Below are 21,804 nucleotides of genomic sequence, written 5' to 3'. Positions count from 1 at the left end.
CCCTTTACCATTTATTCATAAAAATCGTTGGCTGGCTCTGGGTTTTCACGATTCCCAGTTGCTTTACTTATCCTTTGAGGTCTAAGGGTGGTAGGGTTTTCTTTCTGTTGGGAAAAAGGTAATCTGAACCAAAGGTCTTGAAATGATGTTTTTCGCATGGGGAACATGCTTAAGTAAGGACGTCCGAGAGACGTTAAACGTAATAAATGAACGATTGTAAATTGGTATCCTAAATACACCCCAAACAATCCAAACCATTGGGAAAGAAAAATTACTGGAAACTTAATAAACCGAACAGTGTTGCTAAATTTATAAACCGGCGCCGTATAGGAAGCTAAGGTACCGAGCCCTACTAAAATAAGCAATACATTACTAGTTAATCCCGCTTCAACCACTGCTTGTCCGATAACAATACCACCCACAACCCCAAGAGATTGCCCGATTTTATATGGTAACCGAATACCTGCCTCTTTTACCATTTCAATCATGATTTCTAACATTAAAGCCTCTAAAAAAGGAGGAAAGGGAACATTTACTCTTGAACCAACTAGAGTTTCGAGTAATGGGGCAGGAATCAATTCATAATGATACGTCATGATCGCTACATACAATGGACTAGCAAAACAAGAAATGTACAAAGCAACAATGCGTAAGAGTCGAAAGAAATTTCCAATAATCCAGGAATAACTATAATCTTCCATCGCAATCAACGATTCAATTATGGTAACTGGAACAAGGACTAGATTTGGTGAACCATCCACTGCAATGATTATTTTGCCTTCCGTTAACCCTGCAGCCACACGATCAACTCGCTCAGTTGAAATGGATTGAGGGAACAAGGAATTCGTATTGTCCTCTATCATTGAAGAAAGATAAGAACTGTCCTGGATATGGTCATACTGAACATCGTTTATTCTTTGAACAACCGTGTTCACATTTTCCGGATCAGCAATCCCATCCATATAGATAACGGCAACATTTGTTTTTGAAAGTTCGCCGACTTTCATTTCGATTACAAGCAGTTCAGGGACAGGTAATCGTTTTCGAATAAGATTAATATTGGTGTCTAATTCTTCAATAAAACCTACTTGTGGTCCAACAGTCGAGGATTCCATCATTGCTACGCTAACATCACGGAATTTACTGTTAGCAATATTAATTAATAGACATTCTTCATCTTTGTCATGCTTTTGTATCACCAAGAATCCACGCATCAGGTTTTGGATGATTTCTTTTGGGACTTTGGTAAAAATGATTTCTTGAACAGGAATGATACTTTTTAATTCCTGTAAGGATAGATGCTCCCCCAAAAACGGCAAAACATCCTGATGAAGGATGTCAGATGAAATCAGTGTGCGATAGTACGAAAGCCAAAAAGGATTCTCCTCTTTAATGGAAGTATGCTCATGAACAAAGTCATTGGATTTTGATAAACGTTGGAGCCAATCTTGATCGTCATCGTTTTGTGGGTTTGCTTCCTTGTAAGGAAGATCTGCATTTGGTTTCATGATACACCCTCAAAATAATTTTTTTCTCATTATGTGTAGAAAAGGGAATTTTATGCAAATCATCCTGTGATTATAAGGTTTATGGAAGGAAAGATAATGGGAAGGAAGAATAATCAAAAGCAAAAGATGAGAAATTAACAGGGTAGCAACTTTTATTTTGAATCGAATATTAGTGAAAGTTGGTGAAAAGCTTGAGAATATTCATGATAATTTTACTTTCTATTTTTTTAGGAGGCTGTTCAGCTGGAAATTTAAGTGACCAAAATCAAGTTCAACCCTCTTCACCATCCCAAAATGAAGACAGTACTAATCATAAAGATAAAAAAGGAATGATGAATTTTCTTTTAATAGGGAGTGACTCAAGAGGGGAACCTCAATCTTTCTCTGATGCCATCATAATAGCCCAATATGTTCCTAAAGAAGGTAATATCAAGTTAATTAGTTTGATGAGAGACAGTTATGTCAAAATTCCTGGGCATCAAAAAGGTTATGATAAGCTCAACATGGCCTATTTTATTGGTGGAAATGAATTATTAAAAAGGACTATTTATCAAAATTTCGGAATTAAAGTGGACCACTCCGTTTCCATTGATTTTGAAGGGTTTGCGAACTTCATTGACCTGATTGCTCCAGAAGGTATAACTGTGAATGTTAGTCAGAAGATGATTGACGATTTCAAAATGGACGTAAAGCCTGGAGAAAATGCGCTGAAAGGAAGAGAATTGTTAAAATATGTCCGGTTTAGACATGATGACGAGAGTGATTTTGGCCGAGTGAAACGACAACAGGAAGTCATTGTCAAGGTAAAGGAACAATTAAAAAATAAGTTTAGTCATATTGAGTCGTTAGCAGCTCTTCCGGATTTTGTGGAGGAGAGTTTAAATCATGTAGAGTCAGATATGGACAAAGGAGAGATATTATCAGTACTATCTAAACTGGTCTTTTATCCAATCAAGAATATCGATAGGTTACGGATCCCAATCCAAAATAGCTATGTAAATAAAACGTATCCGCATTCTGGTGCAGTCCTTGAAATAAATTTGGAGGCCAATAGAGAAGCATTAAAGGATTTCTTACTTAAGCCTTCACCCGTTAATAGAGAGTATCATTATTAATGACAAAAAGCAGACATAAGCTCGGGAGTATGTCTGCTTTTGTTATATCAGTCGTGAAATTCTGCACAAAACCACCCAAAAATCACAAAACTTATTTTTTTAGTTTGTTTAACTCCTCCGTAACAACAAAAGCCAGATCATCGTTGCCAAACAACTCTAATACACCGAGCAACGTCTGGTCACCTACTTCTCCCGCTTCTTCTTTCGAAACGGTTAGCTCAATGGCTTCTTTTAAGGCAGGATTGGAGGACTGATTCGGATAGGCTTTCAAATATAACTCTTCCGGATCCAGATCATGATTCACGCACCATTGAGCAAATACAAGAATCATCATTTTCTCTTCACCGCGATAGTTTTCGATAATCTTTTCTTCTAACTGTTTTTGATTCATATAAAAACTCCTTAAAATGCTTTATGAACTAATTATATAAGATTTTTGTCGAATAAACAGTGGTAATACATTTTTTCGAATTAAACCTCTTCTTTTTAGGGGATACTATGATAAGAATATACTTTTTATATGAAAGGGGAACGTATAGATGAGTAAAGTTGAAGTAGGCGAAATTTTTACTATCAGTGATGAGAACGATGAGGAACAAGAAGTTGAAGTGCTAGGGATAATGAATATAGAAGGAAATGACTATGTTGCAGTTGGATTTGCCGAAGATGTTAGACAAGAATCTGATGAAGATATTGATATTTTTTTTCTAAAGGTAGATGCAGATGGTGATTTTTCCGCCATTGAAAGTGATGAAGAGTTCGACAAAGTTTCTATTGCGTTTGATGAAATGATGGACGAGGAAGAAGGAATGGAAGAGTAATATACTTGGGGTCAAGCGGAGGGATTAATGAATCTCTCTTTTTATTTTCCATGACTTGAAATTGGGAAAATTATGTATGTATAGGAACTTCCATGGCATACTATTTATGATGAATACCTAAAAAGGAGCAATGTAATGTTAATAGAAGAAGGCATGAAATATCAAATTTCTCAAGGTATTAAAGGTTTTTTCAATTCTGCTGAATCATTGACGGTCAAAAGTTATAACGGAGTCACTGTCCAGTTCACTCTGGCTGATAGCAAAGGTCATGGATCCATGCCAATAGAACACTTAAGTTATTTATTGAAAAAATCAAACTTAACGCAAATTCCAAATAAAAGAATCTTATTACATTCGGATAATTCTGAAGAGCAAATTAGCTAAAAAACTCTGGAGTGGAAACAATATGGAACTTAAGAAACTTACTTTTAATGATTCATCGATCGCATACATAGATAAAGGTGAAGGGAAACCAATTGTTCTTTTGCATGGTTTTTGTGGAGGCTCCGGTTATTGGGAACATGTCATCCCTGCGCTGTCAACAGACTATCGGGTGATTGCCCCTGATCTCCCTGGACATGGACAGTCTAGTCCTCTAAAAGGTAAGAGCACGATTGAAAATATTGCGGATCACATGAAAAACCTTTTGGATCAATTAAACCTATCGGAAGTAACCATGTTTGGTCACTCATTAGGCGGCTATATCACTCTTGCCTTCGCAGAAAAGTATGGCGGTCTATTAAACGGGTATTCACTTATTCATTCAACGGCCTTTCCAGATTCGGAAGAGGCGAAAAAAGGCAGACAAGCCAATATTGAAAAAGTCAATCAGTCGGGAATCTATACGCTAATCGACGGTTTAGTACCAAAACTATTTTCGCCTGAAAATCAAGATGAGAATTATGTCGGAACAGCAATGGAGATAGGCTATTCTACTTCAGCAGATGGCGCCATAGATGCACTAAATGCGATGAAGGACCGGCCAGACCGCAATCGTGTTTTAGAAACTTCTGAAGTGCCGATCCTTTTAATCGCGGGAGAACAAGATCAAATTATCCCTTCAGAAAAGACATTTTCGGTTAGCAAAGCCAATATTAAACATTCATTAATAAAAGATTCGGGACATATGAGTATGTATGAAAATCCTTTGGATCTTATTTCAGAGATTCAGGGATATTTATCGACTATCTAAGTCTTATTAGAGGAACCAATCCGGTTCCTTATTTTATTTATGTTTATCAATAAAAAACATAATTCTGTATTAGAGAAAAAACAATTGACAATCTGGTTAATTACTTGTTATCCTATAAATAACAAAAGTTCATATTTGAAAACAATAAATGTTTTAATAAACATACTCGTGATAAGAAGGGATGAGGAAATTGAATTCACCGATGATTTATGAACTTCGTCGACCAACACAAACGGAACCAGGTAAAACATATCCTGCATTATTTCTAATGCACGGAATCGGCAGTAATGAGCAGAATATGCTGTCTTTAGTTAAGGGACTAGAAGATCGCTTTTACATTTTCAGTGTTCGCGGGCATCTTCCACAACCACCAGGATTTGCGTATTTTACGATTCAAGGATATGGAAAACCACATCGAGAAGTGTTCGATGACGGAATCAGTAAACTTACTACCTTTATTGATTATGCATGCAGCGAATACCCTATCGATGAGAGTAAATTGTTCTTACTTGGTTTCAGCCAGGGAGCGATCCTATCGATGACCCTTGGATTAACACTGGGAAATCGAATTAAGGGCATTATTGCTTTAAGTGGCTACATTCCTGCTTTTGTAAAAGAAGAATACAACATAAAGCCAGTCGATAAACTATCGTTATTTATTTCCCATGGCGAGATGGATCAGGTCCTTCCCTTCGAATGGGGTTTGGCAAATAATGAGTATTTTCATGAGTTGGGGGCAGATGTCACCTTTAAAACTTATCAAGAAGGACATACCGTTTCATTGGAAAACCACAAGGATTTTATGAACTGGTTATTGGAAAAAGTAGAATCTTAAAAAACAACTAAGGGGAAATGAAAAATGTTAAATAAATTCGAAGCTAGTACATTAATTTTAAGAGTTATGTTAGGAATTACGTTCTTTGTTCATGGGTTAGTTAAATTCCAAGGTGGAATTGAAAATATCGTTGGCTGGTTTGACAGTATCGGGTTACCAGGAGCCTTAGCATATGTTGTTGCTTCAGTAGAAATGATCGGTGGGACTGCGTTAGTTCTTGGTTTAGGCAGTAGAATCGTTTCAGCTTTATTGGCTTTGTTAATGATTGGTGCAACAATCAAAGTGAAACTAGCTATAGGCTTTTTAGGGAATGGACAAATGGCTGGTTATGAATTAGATTTAGCTTTAATGGCAATGGCTGTGTTTATTGCGATTAATGGAAGTAAAATGTTTGCATTGGATCAGCTTATTTTCAAAGGTCAAAAAGAAGAAACAACATCTATTTCGAAAAGTTATAATAACTAAATAGGGGGAAGCAATATGTTGCCATCTTTTTTTATTGCTCATGGAGCACCGCTATTAGCGATTGAGAATAATGAATATACGCAGTTTTTAAGTCAGCTTGGGCAAACGCTACCCAACCCAAAGGCGATCATCTTGTTTTCGGCCCATTGGGAATCATCTATGCAAAAAGTAAGTCAAGTCGACAACTATGACACCATTTATGATTTCGGTGGATTTGACCCGGAATTATACCGTATTAAATATCCAGCTCAGGGGAATCAGCAGATTTCTCAAGAAATTAAAGATTTGTTTACAGAAAACGGCATACCATTCGAAGTTGAAACGAAACGTGGCTTGGATCATGGAGCATGGGTTGTCCTTCGACTTCTTTATCCTAATGCGGATATTCCGGTCATTTCGATGTCTGTTAATCCGAAACTTAAACCAGAAGAACAATATAAAATCGGGAAGAGTTTATCTGCATTAAGAGCCAATGATATTTTAATTATTGCGAGTGGAGGAACCGTGCATAATCTCAGAGCAGTGAAATGGGCAGATAACGAAGTCGATCAATGGGCACTTGAGTTTGATGATTGGTTGGCAACCCATCTGAATAATTGGGATTTGGATTCCTTATTTAAGTATGATTCACTTGCTCCAAATGCTGAATATGCTGTACCTCGCTATGGCAATGAACACTTCATTCCGATTTTCTATGCGATGGGAGCAGCCGACGATAGTCAAAAAGCTACTTTGCTGCATCGCAGTTTTCGATATGGAAACCTCAGTCATAGTGTTTGGCAGTTTGGGTGATTTGAGTTTGGTGTATTAAATAAAAAATCCTTCCGAGATTGGAAGGATTTTTTTATTAAAAATATTAATTTCCAAGAAGGTTTGGATCCATATAAATTCCTTTTAAAAAAACAGCCATCTCTATAGTTCCATCCTCATTATTAAAAGGTACTCCGACCATTTTCATATCTCCCATCGTATGATTGATAAATACCTCGATGTTTTTTACTCCTCTCCATTTATATCCGTCGCTTTTAAACGTGTGTTTTACATTCTTAAACTCTTTGACTACTTATTAAATCAGCAACAATTTTATTTTTTTCAGCTCCAAAAACTTGTGAAACAACGCAACCACATTCATGGGATTCTTCTGGTGCTTGCACTAACTCTTCTGCTTTTGCCGTATTCCCAGTAGTCACAAACAACGATAATGCAATAATGATTCCACATAAAACCGTTAGCAATTTCTTCATGTCTATTTCCTCCTTTATTTAACCTCCCTACCTTGATTCTCTCTTTTTCGACAATCTCCTTCAAAAAGTTTGGAAAAATCTTCGACAAATACCAATATTTATTACAATTTCGTGTCAAAATGGGTGTCAGGCACCTAGTTGTTGATTATCCTAAACATGAATGTAGATTATGTGGACCGGCTCCACACTTATAAACGATTGCAAATGAAGCTCACCTTTCATTTTAAAAGGCTGTTCCCTCCAAAAATCGAGAGAACAGCCTTTTATTATTATATTAGTAACCTTTTGCTGTATAGTATTTTACTGGTTCTTTACTTGATTTCTTTAATTCTGTAAAAATTATCCCTGTCAGACTGTGTGACCCTTGTGCATCATGACCAATTTCCCACATCATCATGCCGCCAAAGCCGTGATCGAGGGCCAGACGTGTTTTTTTTATCATCGTAACACCGCCATTATAATGGTAGGTCGTACCATTCATCTGAACAGTGTCCTTCCCAGCATTGGCAGGATCATTGTTAATTATTGCCGCAAAGGATACCTGTTTGATTTTAGGATCTTCCGGTGTGGCGTAAGACGGGACGCCCAATACTAATTTTTCCTTTGAAAGTTTCTGAGTTTCAAATAGGTTCGTCCAATAGTTTACGATTTTCTCTGTATATGGATAGGGCGATAAATTTGCGGCATTGTAACTGCCGTCATACTGACCATCATACGCCATAATATTAACATGATCTACCGCTTTGAACATAGATGGATCATACTGAATAGCAGCTACTTCCGTTAACGTCTCCGCATGAATCTTTGGATAAACAGCAATAGATAGCTCTTTCTTTTTTGGATGAAGCTGGGCACTTAACTCTTTCGCAAATGCAGAGAGATTTTGTGCATCCTCTGTTGAACGAGGGTGTTCAAAATCGATATCAATCCCATCCAGCTTTTCACGGACTGCGATATTAGTAAGCTCTTTAACTAGCTTTGCTCTAGATTTAGGATCAGAGATCGCCGGTTTAAAATAATTATAGGATTCTCCGCCCTTGATGTGGTACCATCCACCAATCGCCAGCATCACTTTCGTGTCATGCTTTTTTGCATTTTTAACAACAGCTCTAAGGTTTTTTAAAGCTGAATCACCATTATATAAAATTCCTCCATCCTTAGTAGGATGAAAAAAGGAGAAAATGACATGTGTGAATTTGGAATAATCAACCATGTTTGGATCACGAAAATCCTGAACATAGCCGATCAGCACCTTTGATGATGCCTTCTTCAATTTAGGGAGTTCTTTTGAATTCGGCTTAATGGCGGATTTAGGTGCATCTTCTAATATTAGCGTATTTGGACGATCTTGCTTTTCACTATTTTTAGTGTAAATGACTCCAGTTAGTATTCCTCCAATGAAGGTCACCGCAATTACCAGACCAAGGAGGAGATGACGTTTATTCATAGATGGTGTTCCTCCTTATTATTTCTTACATAAAAAATTGTAACAGAAAAAGCGAGGAAGAAAGGTTGGTAATATCAACCTATGTAGGTACAGCAGCCTTCGGAAAGTGAAATAATTTGAATTTATTTGTTGTTTTTTGCTATAATTATAAGGTTAATGTTAAAAACTAAGTATTTTATATATATAAAATTGTAAGGTGGTAAGTATGAATCAAGACTATAGAGTGTTATTGTATTATAAATATGTCTCAATAGAGAATCCTGAAGAAGTGACCCAGGAACATCTTAACTACTGTAATGAACTAGGACTCAAAGGTCGAATTATCATTGCGGCGGAAGGGATTAATGGAACGGTGTCAGGCACTATTGAACAAACTGACGCTTACATGAAATATATGGATGAGCATCCACTTTTTGCAGGGACTATTTTTAAAATTGATGAAGTGTCTGAGCATGCTTTCAAAAAAATGAAGGTACGGTTTAGACCAGAGCTTGTTACTTTGCGTTTGGAAGATGACGTGAACCCCAATTTGCAAACCGGTAAGCATTTGAAACCAAAAGAATTTTTTGCGGAAATGCAAAAGGAAGATACGGTTGTCATCGATGCCAGAAATGATTATGAATATGATTTAGGTCACTTTAGAGGGGCTATAAGACCGGATATTCTTAACTTCCGTGACCTCCCCCAATGGATAAGAGAAAATAAGCAGGAGTTTGAAGGCAAAAAGATTCTAACCTATTGTACGGGTGGCATTCGTTGTGAAAAATTCTCAGGCTGGTTATTGAAAGAAGGCTTTGAGGATGTATCGCAACTAGAGGGCGGAATTGTTACCTACGGAAAAGACCCAGAAGTTAAAGGGGATTTATGGGATGGTCAGCTCTATGTTTTCGATGAGAGAATAAGTGTTCCTGTTAACCAAAAAGAGCATGTAGTTGTCGGAAAGGATTATTACACTGGTGAGCCTTGCGAGCGCTACGTGAATTGTGCCAACCCAGCATGTAATCGAAAAATCCTTTGCTCTGAAAAAAACGAACATAAACACTTACGAAGCTGTTCGCATGAGTGCCGGGTTCATCCACGCAACCGTTATGTTGCACAGCACGGTTTAAGCGAAGATGAGGTAAAAGAAAGATTAGCGGTGATTGAGAAAGAATTAACCCTATAAGTATTATTTAAGAAGTAGGTCAAAATTAATGGCCTGCTTTTTTTGTTCTTCTTTTTTAAGGTTTCCGAATAGGAATTTAAGAATAGATTTATTATGATAGAGAGTATAAGCTGATTGTAATTTTTTACATTGAGAGGAGCGGATTGGACAAATGGTAACCTATACAAACCGAAAAGAAGTCCCAGCGCATGAAAAGTGGAACTTAACTGATATCTATTCGGATATCAAGAAATGGGAAGAAGATTATCTGCTAATTGAAAAGATGGCAGCTAACCTAAAACATTATGATGGAACGATTCAAGACGGACACTCACTTTACCAATTTCTTAAGCAAAGAGAAGAGTTATCTTTTCTATTCAACAAAGTTTATGCCTATGCCATGTTGAGTGTAGATGAAAATACAAGGGATACCCAGGCACAGTCCCACTTGGACAGAGCAAAACAACTGAGTGTTAAGGTTAGTGCTGCTACCTCTTTCTTTATGCCTTATTTATTAAGCATGGATGAAGAAACATTAAAAGCATACATATCAGCAGAAAAGGAGCTAGAATACTTTGCAGAGGATTTATGGGAGTCGTTTCGATACAAGCAGCATGTATTAACCAAGGAACAGGAAGCAGTTCTCTCACAATTAGGTGAAGCACTCTCGGCCCCAGGAAATATCTTTGGAATGATGAATAACGCTGATATTAAGTTTGGGGAAGTAACCAGTGATAACGGGGAACGGGTGGAATTAACAAGGGGCATGTATTCAAAATTAATCGAAGAAAAAGATCGTGAAAAGCGAAGAGAGGCCTATAAGGCGTATTATCAACCATATTTGCAATTGAAAAATTCGATTGCCGCCACCCTATCCGCCGCCATTAAAAATAATGTGACAACTGCTAAAATCCGTCAATATCCTTCTGCATTAGAAAAGGCACTATTTGGGGATAAGGTACCCAAAGAGGTCTATGAGAATCTAATCAAAACAACCAAACAAAATATCGGTCCGCTCCATCAATATTCACGCATCCGCAAGGAAAAGTTGGAGCTAGATGAACTACGTCAATATGATATGAGTGTCCCGCTTATAAGTGGAGTCAAACAGGTGATTTCATATGATGAAGCCTATGACACGATGTGTAAGGCTTTAGCTCCACTCGGAGAGGATTACATCAATATCCTGAAGGAGTTTAAAAACGCTCGTTATCTAGATGTCAGAGAAACACCCGGGAAGCGGTCAGGTGCCTACAATCTTGGTGTCTATGGGGTCCATCCCTTTATCCTTTTAAATCATCAGGATGATTTGGACAGTTTATTCACATTGGTACATGAATGCGGGCATGGTGTCCACAGCCGGCTGAGTTCGCAGTACCAGCCACAGATTACGGCTCGTTACAGCATCTTTGTGGCCGAAGTGGCATCAACCGTCAATGAAGTTCTGCTAATTAACTATTTACTTAACAATGAGAAAGATCCTGATGTTCGAAAACATTTAGTTAATCACTTTATCGATCAATTTAAGGGGACATTTTTCACACAAGTCATGTTTGCCGAGTTTGAGATGAAGACCCATGAAATGGCTGAAAAGGGGTTGCCTTTAAATGTGGAAGTATTTAATCAAACCTATGAGACACTATTCCGGGAATACAACGGGGATGAGGTTGTCTTTGATGAGGAAGTAAAATTTGGATGGTCAAGAATCCCTCATTTCTACCGCCCATTTTATGTTTACAAGTATGCCACAGGATTTGCATCTGCGATTCATTTGGCGACTAAGATTCTTGAAGTCGACCAAGAAACACTAACTTCCTATTTGGAATTCTTAAAGAGCGGTAGTTCGGATTATCCGCTTGAACTGTTAAAAAAGACCGGCGTCGACCTAACTACTCCATATCCAATTGAAAATTCAATGAAACGGTTCGGTGAATTAGTAGAAGAATTCTCGCGATTGTAAAAATAACTACTCCAAAAAAACCCATGTTCTTCCTAATGGAGACAACATGGGTCTTTTTCTAGTGCTTAATAATAAAGTTTAAAGGGACAGTAACCACTGTCCTTTATTTTATGGAAGATATTTTTAAGCCAACGTTCGAGTAGGTGGTATTGTAAAAAGTAAAATCACGATTCTTATATTGATATTGGTTCTTACTTTGGATCTGTTTTCTGATGTTAATTTTTAAATAATCCTTGAAACGTAGAAAGATAGCATAATTTGATGACGGATAATGGTTTAGTAGCTCTAAATCCAATTCTAATATCCCATTCCCACTCTTATCAACGTTCACAGGCAGGGAAGATTCAAGCAGACCATTGTTTGTATCACGAATCAGTCCATGTGTGAGTGAATCCAGATGATCACCAAATATCTTAAATTTGAGATAATATTTATTCTTATCAACATATTCTTCTTCAAATGTCGAATGCATTGGAATTCTTATATATTTGTATGGTTCTTCTAGAAAGGGGACAACAACATAGGGAAGATTATCTTTAATGATAACATCCTTTATTTTTTCATTCTTATCCCACGCAAAAAGGTTCTCAAGTTGCTTATATTTTCGATCAGTGTACAAGTTATATACGACTTTGTTCATTGGTTGAAAGAATTCCCCTGAAAACTCATAATTTAACTTTTTCGTTGTTTTTAACACTTGATTAAACTTATAGTAATAGACGCGCTTAAGCCTTGTTTTTTGAAAATGAGGTGTAGTGAAAAATCTCGTAATTGAATCAAATTCATATAATCGATTTAAAACCATCTTCTTTTTTTCTATTTCTAAATTCTTGTTGATAATATGGTTAATCACTTTAAGATTACAATTTGTCTTTTGGATAATGTTGGTCTGATTTGACAAACGAGTGTTTTGATTATCGATTCGATTCAAAAAATAAATTGGATGTTGCGTCGTGGAAATTGACTGACAATGCGTTAAAACGTCAATGAAAAATTGTTTATCTTCAGCAAATTTCATTTCAGGAAAAAAAATCTGATTGTCTTTTATTACACTCGTTTTTATCATTCGTGCCCTGGGTCCTAAATGATGAAAGATATGTGGAATCGAAAATGGTGATTCACTTCTTCTTTCTTTACATGATTCATGCTCTCCGATAATAACTGTCTTACCTTTTGCTTGAATCTGAATGGTTTTCCCAACTGCATAATCATCACTTGTTTCCTCTAAAATGGTCGATAATACTTCGAGTCCATTGGGTTCAAGCCAATCATCGGCATCCAAAAAAGTCATATATTTGGAGCTAGCCAATTGAATACCGATATTACGCGGACGGCCAGGTGTACCAGTATTTCTTTTAAGAAAAACGACAATGATGTTATCAAATTTTGAAGAGTATTCTAATAAAATATCTCTTGAGGAATCGGTAGAACCATCATCAATTAATATATATTCGAAATTTTCCATGCGAAGGGATTGATTTAGGACAGAGTTAATCGTTTTTCTCAGATATTTTTCAGCATTATAAACGGGGGTAATGACAGAAACTAATGTAGAATTCCGCTGGGTGTTTAATTTTTGATCAACGATATAATATCCTTCAGCGTTATAATTCATTACTTGCTGCTTTTGTTTCCATTTCCATAGCATGTTTTATACCTCGGCTTTCTGTCCCTCTTTTTCTTACATTTACTAATATGTAAAATGCAAAACCATTATTTATTCTTTGACAAAAATTACAATATTATTCGAAAAACAGATCGCCCACGTAAAATTACTTTGAAAGCAGTCCATAATTTACGTTCTTTGACAACTTTTTACACTAAATATATCTGAATAATGTTAAAATAATTCTTATTGATAATTATTCTAGGAGGATATTACCAGTGGATAAAAAGTTTTCTAGCCCAAAAGGTTTTGGAGAAATACTCGATCATACTTTTCATTTAACTAAAAATCGCTTTAAGGACTTGTTTATGATTTTATTGATTTTCATGGGACCGGTTTACTTGCTTCAAGCGATACTCCAGCTCATGGCTGGAACCAGCTTTTTTCGAGAGGTTGGCAGCGATGGTGCTTGGTTTGAGCAAATATTTACGAGCTTTGAAGAATCAGGGACCTTCGATTCCAGCAGTTTGAGCGCAGACATCGGATTAATCGTAGTTGGCTTGATTAGTGCCATTTTGGCACCTGTTGCGGAGGCAGCGATCCTTTTTACTATCAATCATGTTCGAAAAAATGAAGCATATACCGTCGGTTCCGTAATCAAACAAGCCTTTACACGATTTTGGCCGATGATTGGCAGCAGTATCTTATTCTTTCTTATTACTATGGGGATTATCATTATTCCACTCGCGATCGTCGGAGTCACCGGTGGTGTGGTTGCGACGACAGTGAATCCGGTTTTAGGGATCCTTCTAGGAGTTGTCCTATTTCTGGGGTTTGCCCTTGGAATTGGACTATTATTAACCCGCTGGAGCTTTTATTTTGGCTCTGTCGTACTGGATAAGGATTCACCTGGTTTTGGAAGAAGCTGGAGATTGTCAAGGAAGCGTACATGGGTGTTGATGGGTCTCTATATCGTGTTTTATTTTATTATTTCAAGTATCAGCTTTGGTGTCCAAGTAACGTTTGGAATGGTTTTAGGTAATAGCGTGTTGTTAACCTTAATTTCAAACCTTGTCACTTTAGTTACGACAATGATTTTCTCCGTGGGCTATGGGGTTATGTATCTTGATTTAAAAACAAGACACGATGCGGATGATATCAAAGAGATGCTAGAAGACTATAAGACTGTTCAATAAAAAACCTATTATGCTAGGTGATGATTATGTTAGATGCAAACAAGGCACGCGATGACCTTGAAGAAATATTAAAAACAAAAGAATATACAGTTTATTACGAATCAAAGGGTTTCATTGCAACATGGTGGGATCATGTCAAAGAATGGATCGCAGCACAGCTAGAAAAATTGTTTCCTGCCATCGATTTAGCAAGCGGAGCTTCCGGTCCGATTCTTATTTCAATCATTGTGGTTATCATCATCCTGTTAGCTTTATCTACTTTTTTTCTCATCCGTCGTACTCGCCGAACTCGGCTCCTTCGCAAACAAAAGCCGCTTCAATCGATGAAGGAAATGAATTGGACGTATCAAAAACATCTGGAAGAGGTAGAAAAACAAGAGGCGTTAGGAGCATATACACTTTCCACCCGCCATTTGTTTTTAGCACTGCTTCTTTACTTTCATGAAAAGGGATTGCTGGAGGCTAGAATTTGGAAAACGAATTGGGAATATTGCGATGAACTAAGGAAAGTAGATTCAGAAAAGGCAGAACTCTTTTTTAAGCTTGCACACTTCTTTGAGGAAGTGACCTATGGGGAACGCAACGTACAGAAAGAAGAATACTCCCAGTTTCATTATGAAGCAAGAAAAGTACTTGGCGATACAGGGGAGGAGAATATTTTATGAAATCTCTTTCCAAAATACGCACATGGATCGGGCTGGTGATCCTGCTCAGTTTATTTCTAGTCTTCAGCTATTTTAGTTATTCGCCTAAACCGCAAGTTTTCCCAGCATATGTTACTGATTCACCTTCGCCGACTGGTGTGAAGGCATTTTATACATATGTAAAAAAAGATAATGCAGGGGAAATCTGGAGTCATTCACCAGATTTACTAAAAGCAACTGCTGACCACCAATTACTAGTTATGGCTGAACCAGCTTTTATTCCCGAAAAGGAAGAAATGAACGCTTATATCAATTTTATGAAGGCTGGAAACACCATCTTGTTATTACAAAACGATCCACAAGGGATGTTTGACGTAAAAACAGTATCAGTTGACACACAAGAAACAATGAAGGTTTACACTCAAGGTCATACTTCTTATCGTGCTCAAATCGATTCAGTCATCCGATTGCAGACCAAGAAGGACGAGGAAGTATTACTAAATGATGAGGCTGGTCCCATTGCAGTTAAACAATCATATGGAAATGGTCATTTAATTGTGGCGATAACCCCTGGGTGGATGACAAATGGGGATCTATTAAAAAAAGACCATTTACGACTTCTTCTCTATCTGATCAATGAAGGGTCCACGGACACGATTCTGTTTGATGAATACATTCATGGTGGAGAAAATGCGTCTACTTTTTTGAATGTGTACCCGATGTGGTTTTTACTCCTTGTTTTGCAAGGGGGACTATTGATGATTCTCTGTTTATGGTCAAAGGGAAAGCGTTTCGGACCTATTTTCGTCCCAAGGGAAGAGTCGGTTCGTTTTAGTGATGAGGGAATCCAAGCAGTTGCTGCCTGGTTTCTCCGCGGCAAACGCTATCGTGATTCAATAATCATCCAAGCAGACTATGTCAAACTGCTTCTCCAGGAACGATGGCAAATTCCATATAATCGGGAATGGAAGGATTTATCGAGTTATTTTGAAAGAAAATGGACTAAAGTGCCTGCAAATGAGATTAGACCTTTTCTTTTAGGGTTAGTAAACATACTCGAAAAAGAAAAAATCACAAAACAGGAATACTTATTATGGTCGAAAAAGCTTGAGCTATTAAGGAGAGAGGTTGAAGAATGAAAACAGAATTAACATCCTTTTTGGAAAAATATGAGGAGAGGATTTTAGGTCAGAGTCTAAATTTAAGACTCCTTTTATCCGCTATTTTAGCAGGGGGGCATGTCCTTCTAGAAGGAGTGCCTGGCACCGGAAAAACTCAAATGGTACGTACTCTAGCGAATCTTTTAGGAGGTACCTTTAACCGGATCCAGTTTACACCTGACTTATTGCCAAGTGATATTACCGGAAGCACGATTTACAATATGAAGGAAAACACTTTTCAAACGTTAAAGGGACCAATTTTTACAAATATCCTTTTAGCTGATGAAATAAATCGGACACCTGCAAAGACCCAGGCTGCCCTTTTAGAAGCAATGGAAGAAAAACAGGTGACGATTCAAGGTGAAACGTATCCGTTACCCGAGGTGTTTTTTGTGGTCGCCACTCAAAATCCAATTGAATTTGAAGGTACCTACCCGCTCCCAGAAGCACAGCAGGATCGATTCCTTTTTAAACTGAGAATTGAATTTCCAAGCTATGAGGACGAGAAAAATGTCTTAAAACAAGTAATTGAAAACAGCTTTGACGAAAAGGTTGTTTCACCCATCTTAGAAATGGAAGATTTTTTAAGGATTAGAAAAGAAATCGAAAAAGTTACTGTTAGTGAGAATGTATTAGATTACATGATGAAAGTTGTCAGAAAAACGCGTGATGCAGATGCCATCCGATTTGGTGCCAGTACCCGAGCCGGAATATCGATAGGAAAAGCAGCACAAGCATGGGCCTACCTTTCAGGACGGGATTATGTGACGCCAGACGATATCAAATTAGTCGCCAAACCGGCCCTGCGCCATCGCATTCAGTTATCCCCGCATGTAGAATTGGAGGGAGCAACCGTTGACCAAATCATTGAAGAGCTGGTGGGCTCGGTTCCTGTTCCAAGATAGAGGGATTTTACCAACTAAACGATTACTGCTTGTTTTCCTAATCCTATCTTTAGGTTTAGGTCTCGGTACGATTTGGGAAATTTCTTGGGGTTTTGTTATTACTACTAATATCATTGTGCTTTTCATCAGTCTAGTAGACTTGTTTTTTTCGCCAAAAAAGAAGCAACTCTTCTTTCAACGATTGATGGCGGAAGAGTTTGAAAGAGGAATTTCATATACAGTAAAGATTGAGGTTCAGAATGACTCTCCTTATCCGTTTTCATACTGCATGGTCGATGGTTTGCCGCAGACCTTTGAAAGGCCGTTTCCTATCATTGGATCAATATCTAAGGAATCAACGGTCGAGATTTCGTATAGTACGAGTGCGTTGATGCGGGGGAAATACGAAATCAAGAAGCTTTATTTTCGATATGCGAGTTTGCTGGGTTTGTGGGAAAAGCAAGTGACCGTGGAATTAGCGGATTCTGTGAAAGTCATTCCTGATTTAACCGAGACCAAACAGTATTTAGAAAATGCACAGAAGTATTTGGTTTACGAAGGGTTAAAGATTCGGAGACAGCGAAGTGGAGTTGGCGAATTTTCCAAGATTAGAAATTATGTCGTCGGGGATGATCCCCGTAAAATCAACTGGCGCCAAACAGCGAAGCTTCGTGAAGTGATGACGAATGAATATGAACCGGAGCATGGAAAGTATATTACGATCTTAATGGATTGCGGAAGAATGATGGGGGCAGAATTATCGAAGGAAAATCGCTTAGAAAAAGCATTAGAAGCTGCATTAACCGTTACAGCGGCAGCACTCCAAAAGGGAGATTATGTGTCGGTACTTGCCTTTTCAAAGGACATAAAAGTCTTTGTGCCCCCTGCCAAAGGGATAGCCCATCTACAGACCATCCTTCAAGCAATCTATTCATTAAAAGTGGATGCAGCTGAGTCTAATTATGCAGCCATCCTGCAATATTTAGAAATGGTTCAAAAGAAACGAAGTCTGCTCCTATTATTTAGTGATGTCCGCACCTTTCTTCATGAGGAAAGTGATCTTATTCTATTAAGACGTCTAAGACAACGGCATTTATTTTTAATGATTGGAATTGAGGATCAGACACTTTTAAGAAGAGTCAAAGAGGAGCCGAATACGGTCCAAGCAGCGATGCGAAAAAGTATTGCACAGCAGCAAATTCTTGTTAAGAAAAGAGAAAAAATCAAATGGGAAAAACAAGGCCTCCAAATGATTGAGGCCCGTGAGGAAAAGTTGGCGATTACAGCTGTTTCGCATTATATTGACATTATCAATCAGAATCTTTTATAACCTTTGTAAGTTTTAGCTTTCCAATCACAATATAAAGGAGCAACCCGATTACCGTTAAGAAAGCAACACTATACTTTGCTTCTAATGAAATATCTGCTGGTGTGATAAACCCTTCAATGATGCCAGCAATAACAAACAAAGGAATCGTTCCAAGCAGAAGTTGAACGGAGCGCATCGCTTGCTGTTTTAATTGAAAACTCCTTGAATAATGCCCTGGGACAAACAGCTTATAGCCCATTAAAAGACCAGCTCCTCCGGCAATAAATATGGCTGTAAGCTCAATCATCCCATGGGGAACAATAAATGCCCAAAAGTCATACGATTTACTGTGATGCCAAAATAGGGCAGCGAGCGCACCAATGATGATGCCATTGTAGACCATCAAATAAACGGTCACAAGCCCAAATGTAATACCACCGGCAAAAGCAAAGATCGCGACCTTGATATTATTTGTCATAATGCTTGCCGACATGAGGGATGAGTCCACCGCATCATGGCCCTTCCCAAGTTGTTCCGGGTCCACACCTTTAGCGATTTCCGCTGGGAGTATGGAATAGATATGCAGAGGGTCATTCATGACTGAAAGAAAGCTCCCCAAAGCACCAATCATAAATAAGATCATTGCAAACATGACAAATTTCCATTGCTCTAATAAGAGCCCAATAAATTTTTCACTAAAAAAATGACGGATTTGTTTGAAGCTTGATACCTGGTCTTTATACAATAGATTATGTGATTTAGCTACAAGTCCGTTCAAATATTGGGTGACTTCATCATTAGGAAAATAAGTTTGACTGTAGGAAAGATGTTGGGCCGCCTTTTGATAGAGACGATGGTATTGAGTGATTCGGTCACCTGTTATATTATTTCTGTGCTTGCTTATCGTTGTGATTAACTGTTCGAGCTGTTTCCATTCTTCACGATGTATTTTTACAAATTGTTTTACATTCATCCTGACACCTACTTTAATGGGGCTATGTATTAATTTTGTCTTTATTCTCCTTATTATAGTAATATTGTAGAAAAATAGAAATAGAAATAATCAACCATGTGACAGGGGGAAGCTTATGAATGAAGATCATGTAGATATAAAAACACCCGAATTCGTGTCGATTCAGTTTCAAATCGCTGGTTTAGGCAGCAGGTCTGCAGCCTTTATCATTGACCAGTTATTATTAATGGCTTTTAACATTTTGTCCTTGATTGTCCTTTTTTTCATACTGGACGGGATGTCAAAAATGGAATTTGTTTTGATCGGGAATTCACTGCCTATTGCAATAATGATTATCATGTTGCTTCTCGTTAATTGGGGCTACTTTTTTGCGTTTGAGTTTTTCTCGGGGGGGAGAACGCTTGGGAAGAAGTTAATGGGAATCCGGGTCATTCAGGAAAACGGTCATAGCATCACGTTGCTTTCCAGCTTTATCCGGAATCTGATCCGAATCATTGATTCCTTGCCGACAGCTTATTTTCTAGGTATTATTATGATCTTTTTCCATTCTAAACATAAACGGCTCGGCGATCTTGTCGCTGGGACGATTGTCGTTCATGAGCGCAAGGTAAAACGGAATAAGAAACAATCACCTCTCGAAGAAGAAATCAACAACAGAGGGCTTACCAAGGAAGATCTCACTATTGATGAATGGACGCTGAAATCATTGGGAATAAAGGATTGGAAGCTCGTCAGTACATATGCCAGCCGTTTTCAGCAAATCCCATTAGTTGAAAGAAAACAACTAACGGAACAAATCGCCTTACTGTTATTTCCGAAAATCGGACTGGATCCGGCAGGGGGAAAAGCTTCTGATCTCGAAAACACCCTTCTTGTCCTTTATTTAATTCTAAAGGATGAATGGGAGTTTGAACTGTGAGAATGAATATAAAACCACGGAAAAAGTAATGCATTCGTACCTGCATTGCTTTTTTCGTGTAGTAATTTTATAGAAAAGGAGGTTCAATTTGTCAAATCCATCCGACTTGTGTCTTATTTAGTCGCTTTTAATCGAAATATTTATATTTAGGATGTATAATAGGGAATTGTGGATTGCTATGTAAAAAAGGAGGAAACTAATATGATGGAATGGACTATAATTCTGTTGATTGCGATATCAGCTGTGTTGCTAATCGTTTCAATTATATCGAATCGCAACTTAGAAAAACAAAAACATAAGGAAATTGATATGGTTCATGTGGCTGTAATGAAGGATATCAATAACGTGCACGAGCAAATTCGCAATTTGGAACTTGATATAGAAGTGGTCACAAAGGAAGCAGGCGTTCAACTGACTCCAGAAGAAATGATATTTAAGCGTGAAGTACTAGATTTATATAAACGCAAATATTCGATTGAAACCATTGCTCAGAAAAAACAAGTTTCAGAGAGTGAAATTAACCAATTCCTTGCACCTTATCTAGCAGCAAAGGATGAAAGGAGCAAATTAGCAAATGAAATTTAATGTAGTGAGCAGCTTTGCGGCCGGAATTCTTCTAGCTTCGACCATTTGTGGTGCTGTTTACTTCACTGAAGATCCTGAAGTCACAAAAGCAGCTCCCAAACCGACCAAAAGCGAGCAGAAAACAGTCGTTCAACCAACTGAAGCAGAGATGAAAGATAAGCTTTTAACAGCTGGGTATATTGTTCAACCGAAGGCAGACTATGATAAGACAATAGAAGCAACTAAAAAAGCGGCTTCAGCTGCTTCAGCCAATAATAATTCTAAAAAGATCGTCTATCGAGCAGTTATTTCAGTGACACAAGGGATGACCAGCATCGATGTCGGTAGAATGCTTGAAAAAGCAAAAATCGTACCTGATGATTTTAAATTCTCAAGAGATGTAGAGAGAAAAGGTGTCGAGAAAAATTTGCGTCCGGGTACATTCACAGTTGATACAGAAATGACCTATGATCAAGTCATCTCCACTATTTTTAAAAAGTAACCATCTATAAAACAAAGACGGACAGGATCTAACGATTCTGTCCGTTCTTTATTTATTATTAGTTTTTTTTCACGAATTCCTGGACCATTTCACCCGTAACGGTTTGCCTCGTTGGAATAAAGCGCAGGTTGATTTTATTAATACTATTGGTGACTGCATTGATTTTATCGGTTGAAAAAGGTTTACCTTGCTTACATAACTCAATCGCTTCTTCGATATATTGTTCGCGTTGTTGATCGAGCGCTAAGAATTTTTGATAGGTTTCATGTTGATTTGCCGCGTGTTTAATTAAATCTTTATGTACACTCATGATTTC

The 21,804-nt window shown here is 37.7% G+C and carries 24 protein-coding genes; 17 read left to right on the top strand and 7 right to left on the bottom strand.

Annotated features, from left to right (window positions below):
* Positions 1 to 11 precede the first annotated feature (11 nt).
* Positions 12 to 1,508: a spore germination protein gene (locus ACSU6B_RS15075; RefSeq protein ID WP_410886366.1), complete on the bottom strand. Its 1,497-nt coding sequence runs from the start codon at positions 1,506 to 1,508 to the stop codon at positions 12 to 14.
* 203 nt (positions 1,509 to 1,711) lie between these two features.
* Between ACSU6B_RS15075 and ACSU6B_RS15070 the strand changes: the two genes are divergently transcribed.
* The gene (locus ACSU6B_RS15070) at positions 1,712 to 2,623 is read left to right on the top strand and encodes an LCP family protein (protein ID WP_410886364.1); all 912 of its coding nucleotides are present in this window, start codon (positions 1,712 to 1,714) and stop codon (positions 2,621 to 2,623) included.
* Between the two features lie 91 nt (positions 2,624 to 2,714).
* Here the strand turns inward: ACSU6B_RS15070 and ACSU6B_RS15065 are convergent, their stop codons facing one another.
* Complete coding sequence (locus ACSU6B_RS15065; RefSeq protein WP_410886362.1) at positions 2,715 to 3,014, bottom strand: hypothetical protein; 300 nt, start codon at positions 3,012 to 3,014, stop codon at positions 2,715 to 2,717.
* A 148-nt stretch (positions 3,015 to 3,162) separates the two neighbouring features.
* Between ACSU6B_RS15065 and ACSU6B_RS15060 the strand changes: the two genes are divergently transcribed.
* The 6 genes from ACSU6B_RS15060 (at position 3,163) to ACSU6B_RS15035 (ending at position 6,728) form a co-directional block, all read left to right on the top strand.
* The gene (locus tag ACSU6B_RS15060; RefSeq protein ID WP_410886360.1) at positions 3,163 to 3,444 is read left to right on the top strand and encodes a DUF1292 domain-containing protein; all 282 of its coding nucleotides are present in this window, start codon (positions 3,163 to 3,165) and stop codon (positions 3,442 to 3,444) included.
* A 135-nt stretch (positions 3,445 to 3,579) separates the two neighbouring features.
* Positions 3,580 to 3,828: a hypothetical protein gene (locus tag ACSU6B_RS15055; RefSeq protein ID WP_214732686.1), complete on the top strand. Its 249-nt coding sequence runs from the start codon at positions 3,580 to 3,582 to the stop codon at positions 3,826 to 3,828.
* Positions 3,829 to 3,850: 22 nt separating this feature from the next.
* Positions 3,851 to 4,636 (top strand): alpha/beta fold hydrolase, encoded by a 786-nt coding sequence (locus tag ACSU6B_RS15050; protein WP_410886358.1) that lies wholly within the window; start codon positions 3,851 to 3,853, stop codon positions 4,634 to 4,636.
* 181 nt (positions 4,637 to 4,817) lie between these two features.
* Positions 4,818 to 5,471 (top strand): alpha/beta hydrolase, encoded by a 654-nt coding sequence (locus ACSU6B_RS15045; RefSeq protein WP_410886356.1) that lies wholly within the window; start codon positions 4,818 to 4,820, stop codon positions 5,469 to 5,471.
* A 24-nt stretch (positions 5,472 to 5,495) separates the two neighbouring features.
* Positions 5,496 to 5,936 (top strand): DoxX family protein, encoded by a 441-nt coding sequence (locus ACSU6B_RS15040; RefSeq protein WP_410886354.1) that lies wholly within the window; start codon positions 5,496 to 5,498, stop codon positions 5,934 to 5,936.
* A gap of 15 nt (positions 5,937 to 5,951) precedes the next feature.
* Complete coding sequence (locus ACSU6B_RS15035) at positions 5,952 to 6,728, top strand: dioxygenase family protein (RefSeq protein ID WP_410886352.1); 777 nt, start codon at positions 5,952 to 5,954, stop codon at positions 6,726 to 6,728.
* A gap of 254 nt (positions 6,729 to 6,982) precedes the next feature.
* On the opposite strand, the gene ACSU6B_RS15030 is transcribed toward ACSU6B_RS15035, so the two are convergent.
* Both ACSU6B_RS15030 and ACSU6B_RS15025 read right to left on the bottom strand, forming a co-directional pair.
* The gene (locus ACSU6B_RS15030) at positions 6,983 to 7,180 is read right to left on the bottom strand and encodes a hypothetical protein (protein ID WP_410886350.1); all 198 of its coding nucleotides are present in this window, start codon (positions 7,178 to 7,180) and stop codon (positions 6,983 to 6,985) included.
* Positions 7,181 to 7,454: 274 nt separating this feature from the next.
* Positions 7,455 to 8,627 carry a glycoside hydrolase family 18 protein gene (locus ACSU6B_RS15025; RefSeq protein WP_410886348.1) on the bottom strand — a complete coding sequence of 391 codons (1,173 nt, stop codon included), beginning with the start codon at positions 8,625 to 8,627 and terminating at the stop codon, positions 7,455 to 7,457.
* A gap of 205 nt (positions 8,628 to 8,832) precedes the next feature.
* On the opposite strand from ACSU6B_RS15025, the gene trhO reads away from it, so the two are divergent.
* Complete coding sequence (gene trhO / locus ACSU6B_RS15020; protein WP_410886346.1) at positions 8,833 to 9,792, top strand: oxygen-dependent tRNA uridine(34) hydroxylase TrhO; 960 nt, start codon at positions 8,833 to 8,835, stop codon at positions 9,790 to 9,792.
* 151 nt (positions 9,793 to 9,943) lie between these two features.
* Positions 9,944 to 11,731 carry an oligoendopeptidase F gene (gene pepF / locus ACSU6B_RS15015; RefSeq protein WP_410886344.1) on the top strand — a complete coding sequence of 596 codons (1,788 nt, stop codon included), beginning with the start codon at positions 9,944 to 9,946 and terminating at the stop codon, positions 11,729 to 11,731.
* 103 nt (positions 11,732 to 11,834) lie between these two features.
* On the opposite strand, the gene ACSU6B_RS15010 is transcribed toward pepF, so the two are convergent.
* Positions 11,835 to 13,379, bottom strand: coding sequence for a glycosyltransferase family 2 protein (locus tag ACSU6B_RS15010; protein WP_410886342.1), 1,545 nt, complete (start codon positions 13,377 to 13,379; stop codon positions 11,835 to 11,837).
* Positions 13,380 to 13,615: 236 nt separating this feature from the next.
* Here ACSU6B_RS15010 and ACSU6B_RS15005 point away from each other — a divergent pair, with 236 nt between their 5' ends.
* Genes ACSU6B_RS15005 through ACSU6B_RS14985 form a run of 5 tightly spaced genes read left to right on the top strand, consistent with a single transcriptional unit; the run spans position 13,616 to position 18,551 of the window.
* Positions 13,616 to 14,533 carry a hypothetical protein gene (locus ACSU6B_RS15005; RefSeq protein ID WP_410886340.1) on the top strand — a complete coding sequence of 306 codons (918 nt, stop codon included), beginning with the start codon at positions 13,616 to 13,618 and terminating at the stop codon, positions 14,531 to 14,533.
* A 26-nt stretch (positions 14,534 to 14,559) separates the two neighbouring features.
* Positions 14,560 to 15,198: a DUF4129 domain-containing protein gene (locus tag ACSU6B_RS15000; protein ID WP_410886338.1), complete on the top strand. Its 639-nt coding sequence runs from the start codon at positions 14,560 to 14,562 to the stop codon at positions 15,196 to 15,198.
* Entirely contained in the window at positions 15,195 to 16,316 is a 1,122-nt protein-coding gene (locus tag ACSU6B_RS14995) for a DUF4350 domain-containing protein (RefSeq protein ID WP_410886336.1), read from the top strand. Before ACSU6B_RS15000 ends, ACSU6B_RS14995 begins: the two co-directional genes overlap by 4 nt.
* Positions 16,313 to 17,242 carry an AAA family ATPase gene (locus ACSU6B_RS14990; RefSeq protein ID WP_410886334.1) on the top strand — a complete coding sequence of 310 codons (930 nt, stop codon included), beginning with the start codon at positions 16,313 to 16,315 and terminating at the stop codon, positions 17,240 to 17,242. The genes ACSU6B_RS14995 and ACSU6B_RS14990 overlap by 4 nt, the downstream gene beginning before the upstream one ends.
* Positions 17,193 to 18,551 (top strand): DUF58 domain-containing protein, encoded by a 1,359-nt coding sequence (locus tag ACSU6B_RS14985; RefSeq protein ID WP_410886332.1) that lies wholly within the window; start codon positions 17,193 to 17,195, stop codon positions 18,549 to 18,551. The genes ACSU6B_RS14990 and ACSU6B_RS14985 overlap by 50 nt, the downstream gene beginning before the upstream one ends.
* Here ACSU6B_RS14985 and ACSU6B_RS14980 read toward each other — a convergent pair.
* Positions 18,532 to 19,503: a stage II sporulation protein M gene (locus ACSU6B_RS14980; RefSeq protein WP_410886330.1), complete on the bottom strand. Its 972-nt coding sequence runs from the start codon at positions 19,501 to 19,503 to the stop codon at positions 18,532 to 18,534. The two genes, ACSU6B_RS14985 and ACSU6B_RS14980, sit on opposite strands and share 20 nt — an antisense overlap.
* A gap of 115 nt (positions 19,504 to 19,618) precedes the next feature.
* Here ACSU6B_RS14980 and ACSU6B_RS14975 point away from each other — a divergent pair, with 115 nt between their 5' ends.
* The 3 genes from ACSU6B_RS14975 (at position 19,619) to ACSU6B_RS14965 (ending at position 21,488) form a co-directional block, all read left to right on the top strand.
* Positions 19,619 to 20,422 (top strand): RDD family protein, encoded by an 804-nt coding sequence (locus ACSU6B_RS14975; protein WP_410886328.1) that lies wholly within the window; start codon positions 19,619 to 19,621, stop codon positions 20,420 to 20,422.
* A gap of 201 nt (positions 20,423 to 20,623) precedes the next feature.
* Positions 20,624 to 21,007 (top strand): hypothetical protein, encoded by a 384-nt coding sequence (locus ACSU6B_RS14970; protein WP_410886326.1) that lies wholly within the window; start codon positions 20,624 to 20,626, stop codon positions 21,005 to 21,007.
* Positions 20,997 to 21,488: an aminodeoxychorismate lyase gene (locus ACSU6B_RS14965; protein ID WP_410886324.1), complete on the top strand. Its 492-nt coding sequence runs from the start codon at positions 20,997 to 20,999 to the stop codon at positions 21,486 to 21,488. Before ACSU6B_RS14970 ends, ACSU6B_RS14965 begins: the two co-directional genes overlap by 11 nt.
* Before the next feature lie 58 nt (positions 21,489 to 21,546).
* Here the strand turns inward: ACSU6B_RS14965 and ACSU6B_RS14960 are convergent, their stop codons facing one another.
* Positions 21,547 to 21,798, bottom strand: a complete 252-nt coding sequence (locus ACSU6B_RS14960) for a DUF2533 family protein (protein ID WP_410886322.1) — start codon at positions 21,796 to 21,798, stop codon at positions 21,547 to 21,549.
* Positions 21,799 to 21,804: the final 6 nt, after the last annotated feature.

The sequence above is a fragment of the Neobacillus sp. C211 genome (assembly GCF_051842875.1).
Lineage (GTDB): Bacteria > Bacillota > Bacilli > Bacillales > Cytobacillaceae > Neobacillus.
The sequence above is the reverse complement of the archived record's forward strand: the minus strand, read 5'-3'. Positions and strand labels throughout refer to the sequence as shown.

What these genes read in the sequence shown, in the direction of transcription:
- ACSU6B_RS15075 (WP_410886366.1), bottom strand. Translation starts at nt 1,508, where the DNA reads ATGAAACCAAATGCAGATCTTCCTTACAAGGAAGCAAACCCACAAAAC.
- ACSU6B_RS15070 (WP_410886364.1), top strand. Translation starts at nt 1,712, where the DNA reads ATGATAATTTTACTTTCTATTTTTTTAGGAGGCTGTTCAGCTGGAAAT.
- ACSU6B_RS15065 (WP_410886362.1), bottom strand. Translation starts at nt 3,014, where the DNA reads ATGAATCAAAAACAGTTAGAAGAAAAGATTATCGAAAACTATCGCGGT.
- ACSU6B_RS15060 (WP_410886360.1), top strand. Translation starts at nt 3,163, where the DNA reads ATGAGTAAAGTTGAAGTAGGCGAAATTTTTACTATCAGTGATGAGAAC.
- ACSU6B_RS15055 (WP_214732686.1), top strand. Translation starts at nt 3,580, where the DNA reads ATGTTAATAGAAGAAGGCATGAAATATCAAATTTCTCAAGGTATTAAA.
- ACSU6B_RS15050 (WP_410886358.1), top strand. Translation starts at nt 3,851, where the DNA reads ATGGAACTTAAGAAACTTACTTTTAATGATTCATCGATCGCATACATA.
- ACSU6B_RS15045 (WP_410886356.1), top strand. Translation starts at nt 4,818, where the DNA reads ATGAGGAAATTGAATTCACCGATGATTTATGAACTTCGTCGACCAACA.
- ACSU6B_RS15040 (WP_410886354.1), top strand. Translation starts at nt 5,496, where the DNA reads ATGTTAAATAAATTCGAAGCTAGTACATTAATTTTAAGAGTTATGTTA.
- ACSU6B_RS15035 (WP_410886352.1), top strand. Translation starts at nt 5,952, where the DNA reads ATGTTGCCATCTTTTTTTATTGCTCATGGAGCACCGCTATTAGCGATT.
- ACSU6B_RS15030 (WP_410886350.1), bottom strand. Translation starts at nt 7,180, where the DNA reads ATGAAGAAATTGCTAACGGTTTTATGTGGAATCATTATTGCATTATCG.
- ACSU6B_RS15025 (WP_410886348.1), bottom strand. Translation starts at nt 8,627, where the DNA reads ATGAATAAACGTCATCTCCTCCTTGGTCTGGTAATTGCGGTGACCTTC.
- trhO (WP_410886346.1), top strand. Translation starts at nt 8,833, where the DNA reads ATGAATCAAGACTATAGAGTGTTATTGTATTATAAATATGTCTCAATA.
- pepF (WP_410886344.1), top strand. Translation starts at nt 9,944, where the DNA reads ATGGTAACCTATACAAACCGAAAAGAAGTCCCAGCGCATGAAAAGTGG.
- ACSU6B_RS15010 (WP_410886342.1), bottom strand. Translation starts at nt 13,379, where the DNA reads ATGCTATGGAAATGGAAACAAAAGCAGCAAGTAATGAATTATAACGCT.
- ACSU6B_RS15000 (WP_410886338.1), top strand. Translation starts at nt 14,560, where the DNA reads ATGTTAGATGCAAACAAGGCACGCGATGACCTTGAAGAAATATTAAAA.
- ACSU6B_RS14995 (WP_410886336.1), top strand. Translation starts at nt 15,195, where the DNA reads ATGAAATCTCTTTCCAAAATACGCACATGGATCGGGCTGGTGATCCTG.
- ACSU6B_RS14990 (WP_410886334.1), top strand. Translation starts at nt 16,313, where the DNA reads ATGAAAACAGAATTAACATCCTTTTTGGAAAAATATGAGGAGAGGATT.
- ACSU6B_RS14980 (WP_410886330.1), bottom strand. Translation starts at nt 19,503, where the DNA reads ATGAATGTAAAACAATTTGTAAAAATACATCGTGAAGAATGGAAACAG.
- ACSU6B_RS14975 (WP_410886328.1), top strand. Translation starts at nt 19,619, where the DNA reads ATGAATGAAGATCATGTAGATATAAAAACACCCGAATTCGTGTCGATT.
- ACSU6B_RS14970 (WP_410886326.1), top strand. Translation starts at nt 20,624, where the DNA reads ATGATGGAATGGACTATAATTCTGTTGATTGCGATATCAGCTGTGTTG.
- ACSU6B_RS14965 (WP_410886324.1), top strand. Translation starts at nt 20,997, where the DNA reads ATGAAATTTAATGTAGTGAGCAGCTTTGCGGCCGGAATTCTTCTAGCT.
- ACSU6B_RS14960 (WP_410886322.1), bottom strand. Translation starts at nt 21,798, where the DNA reads ATGAGTGTACATAAAGATTTAATTAAACACGCGGCAAATCAACATGAA.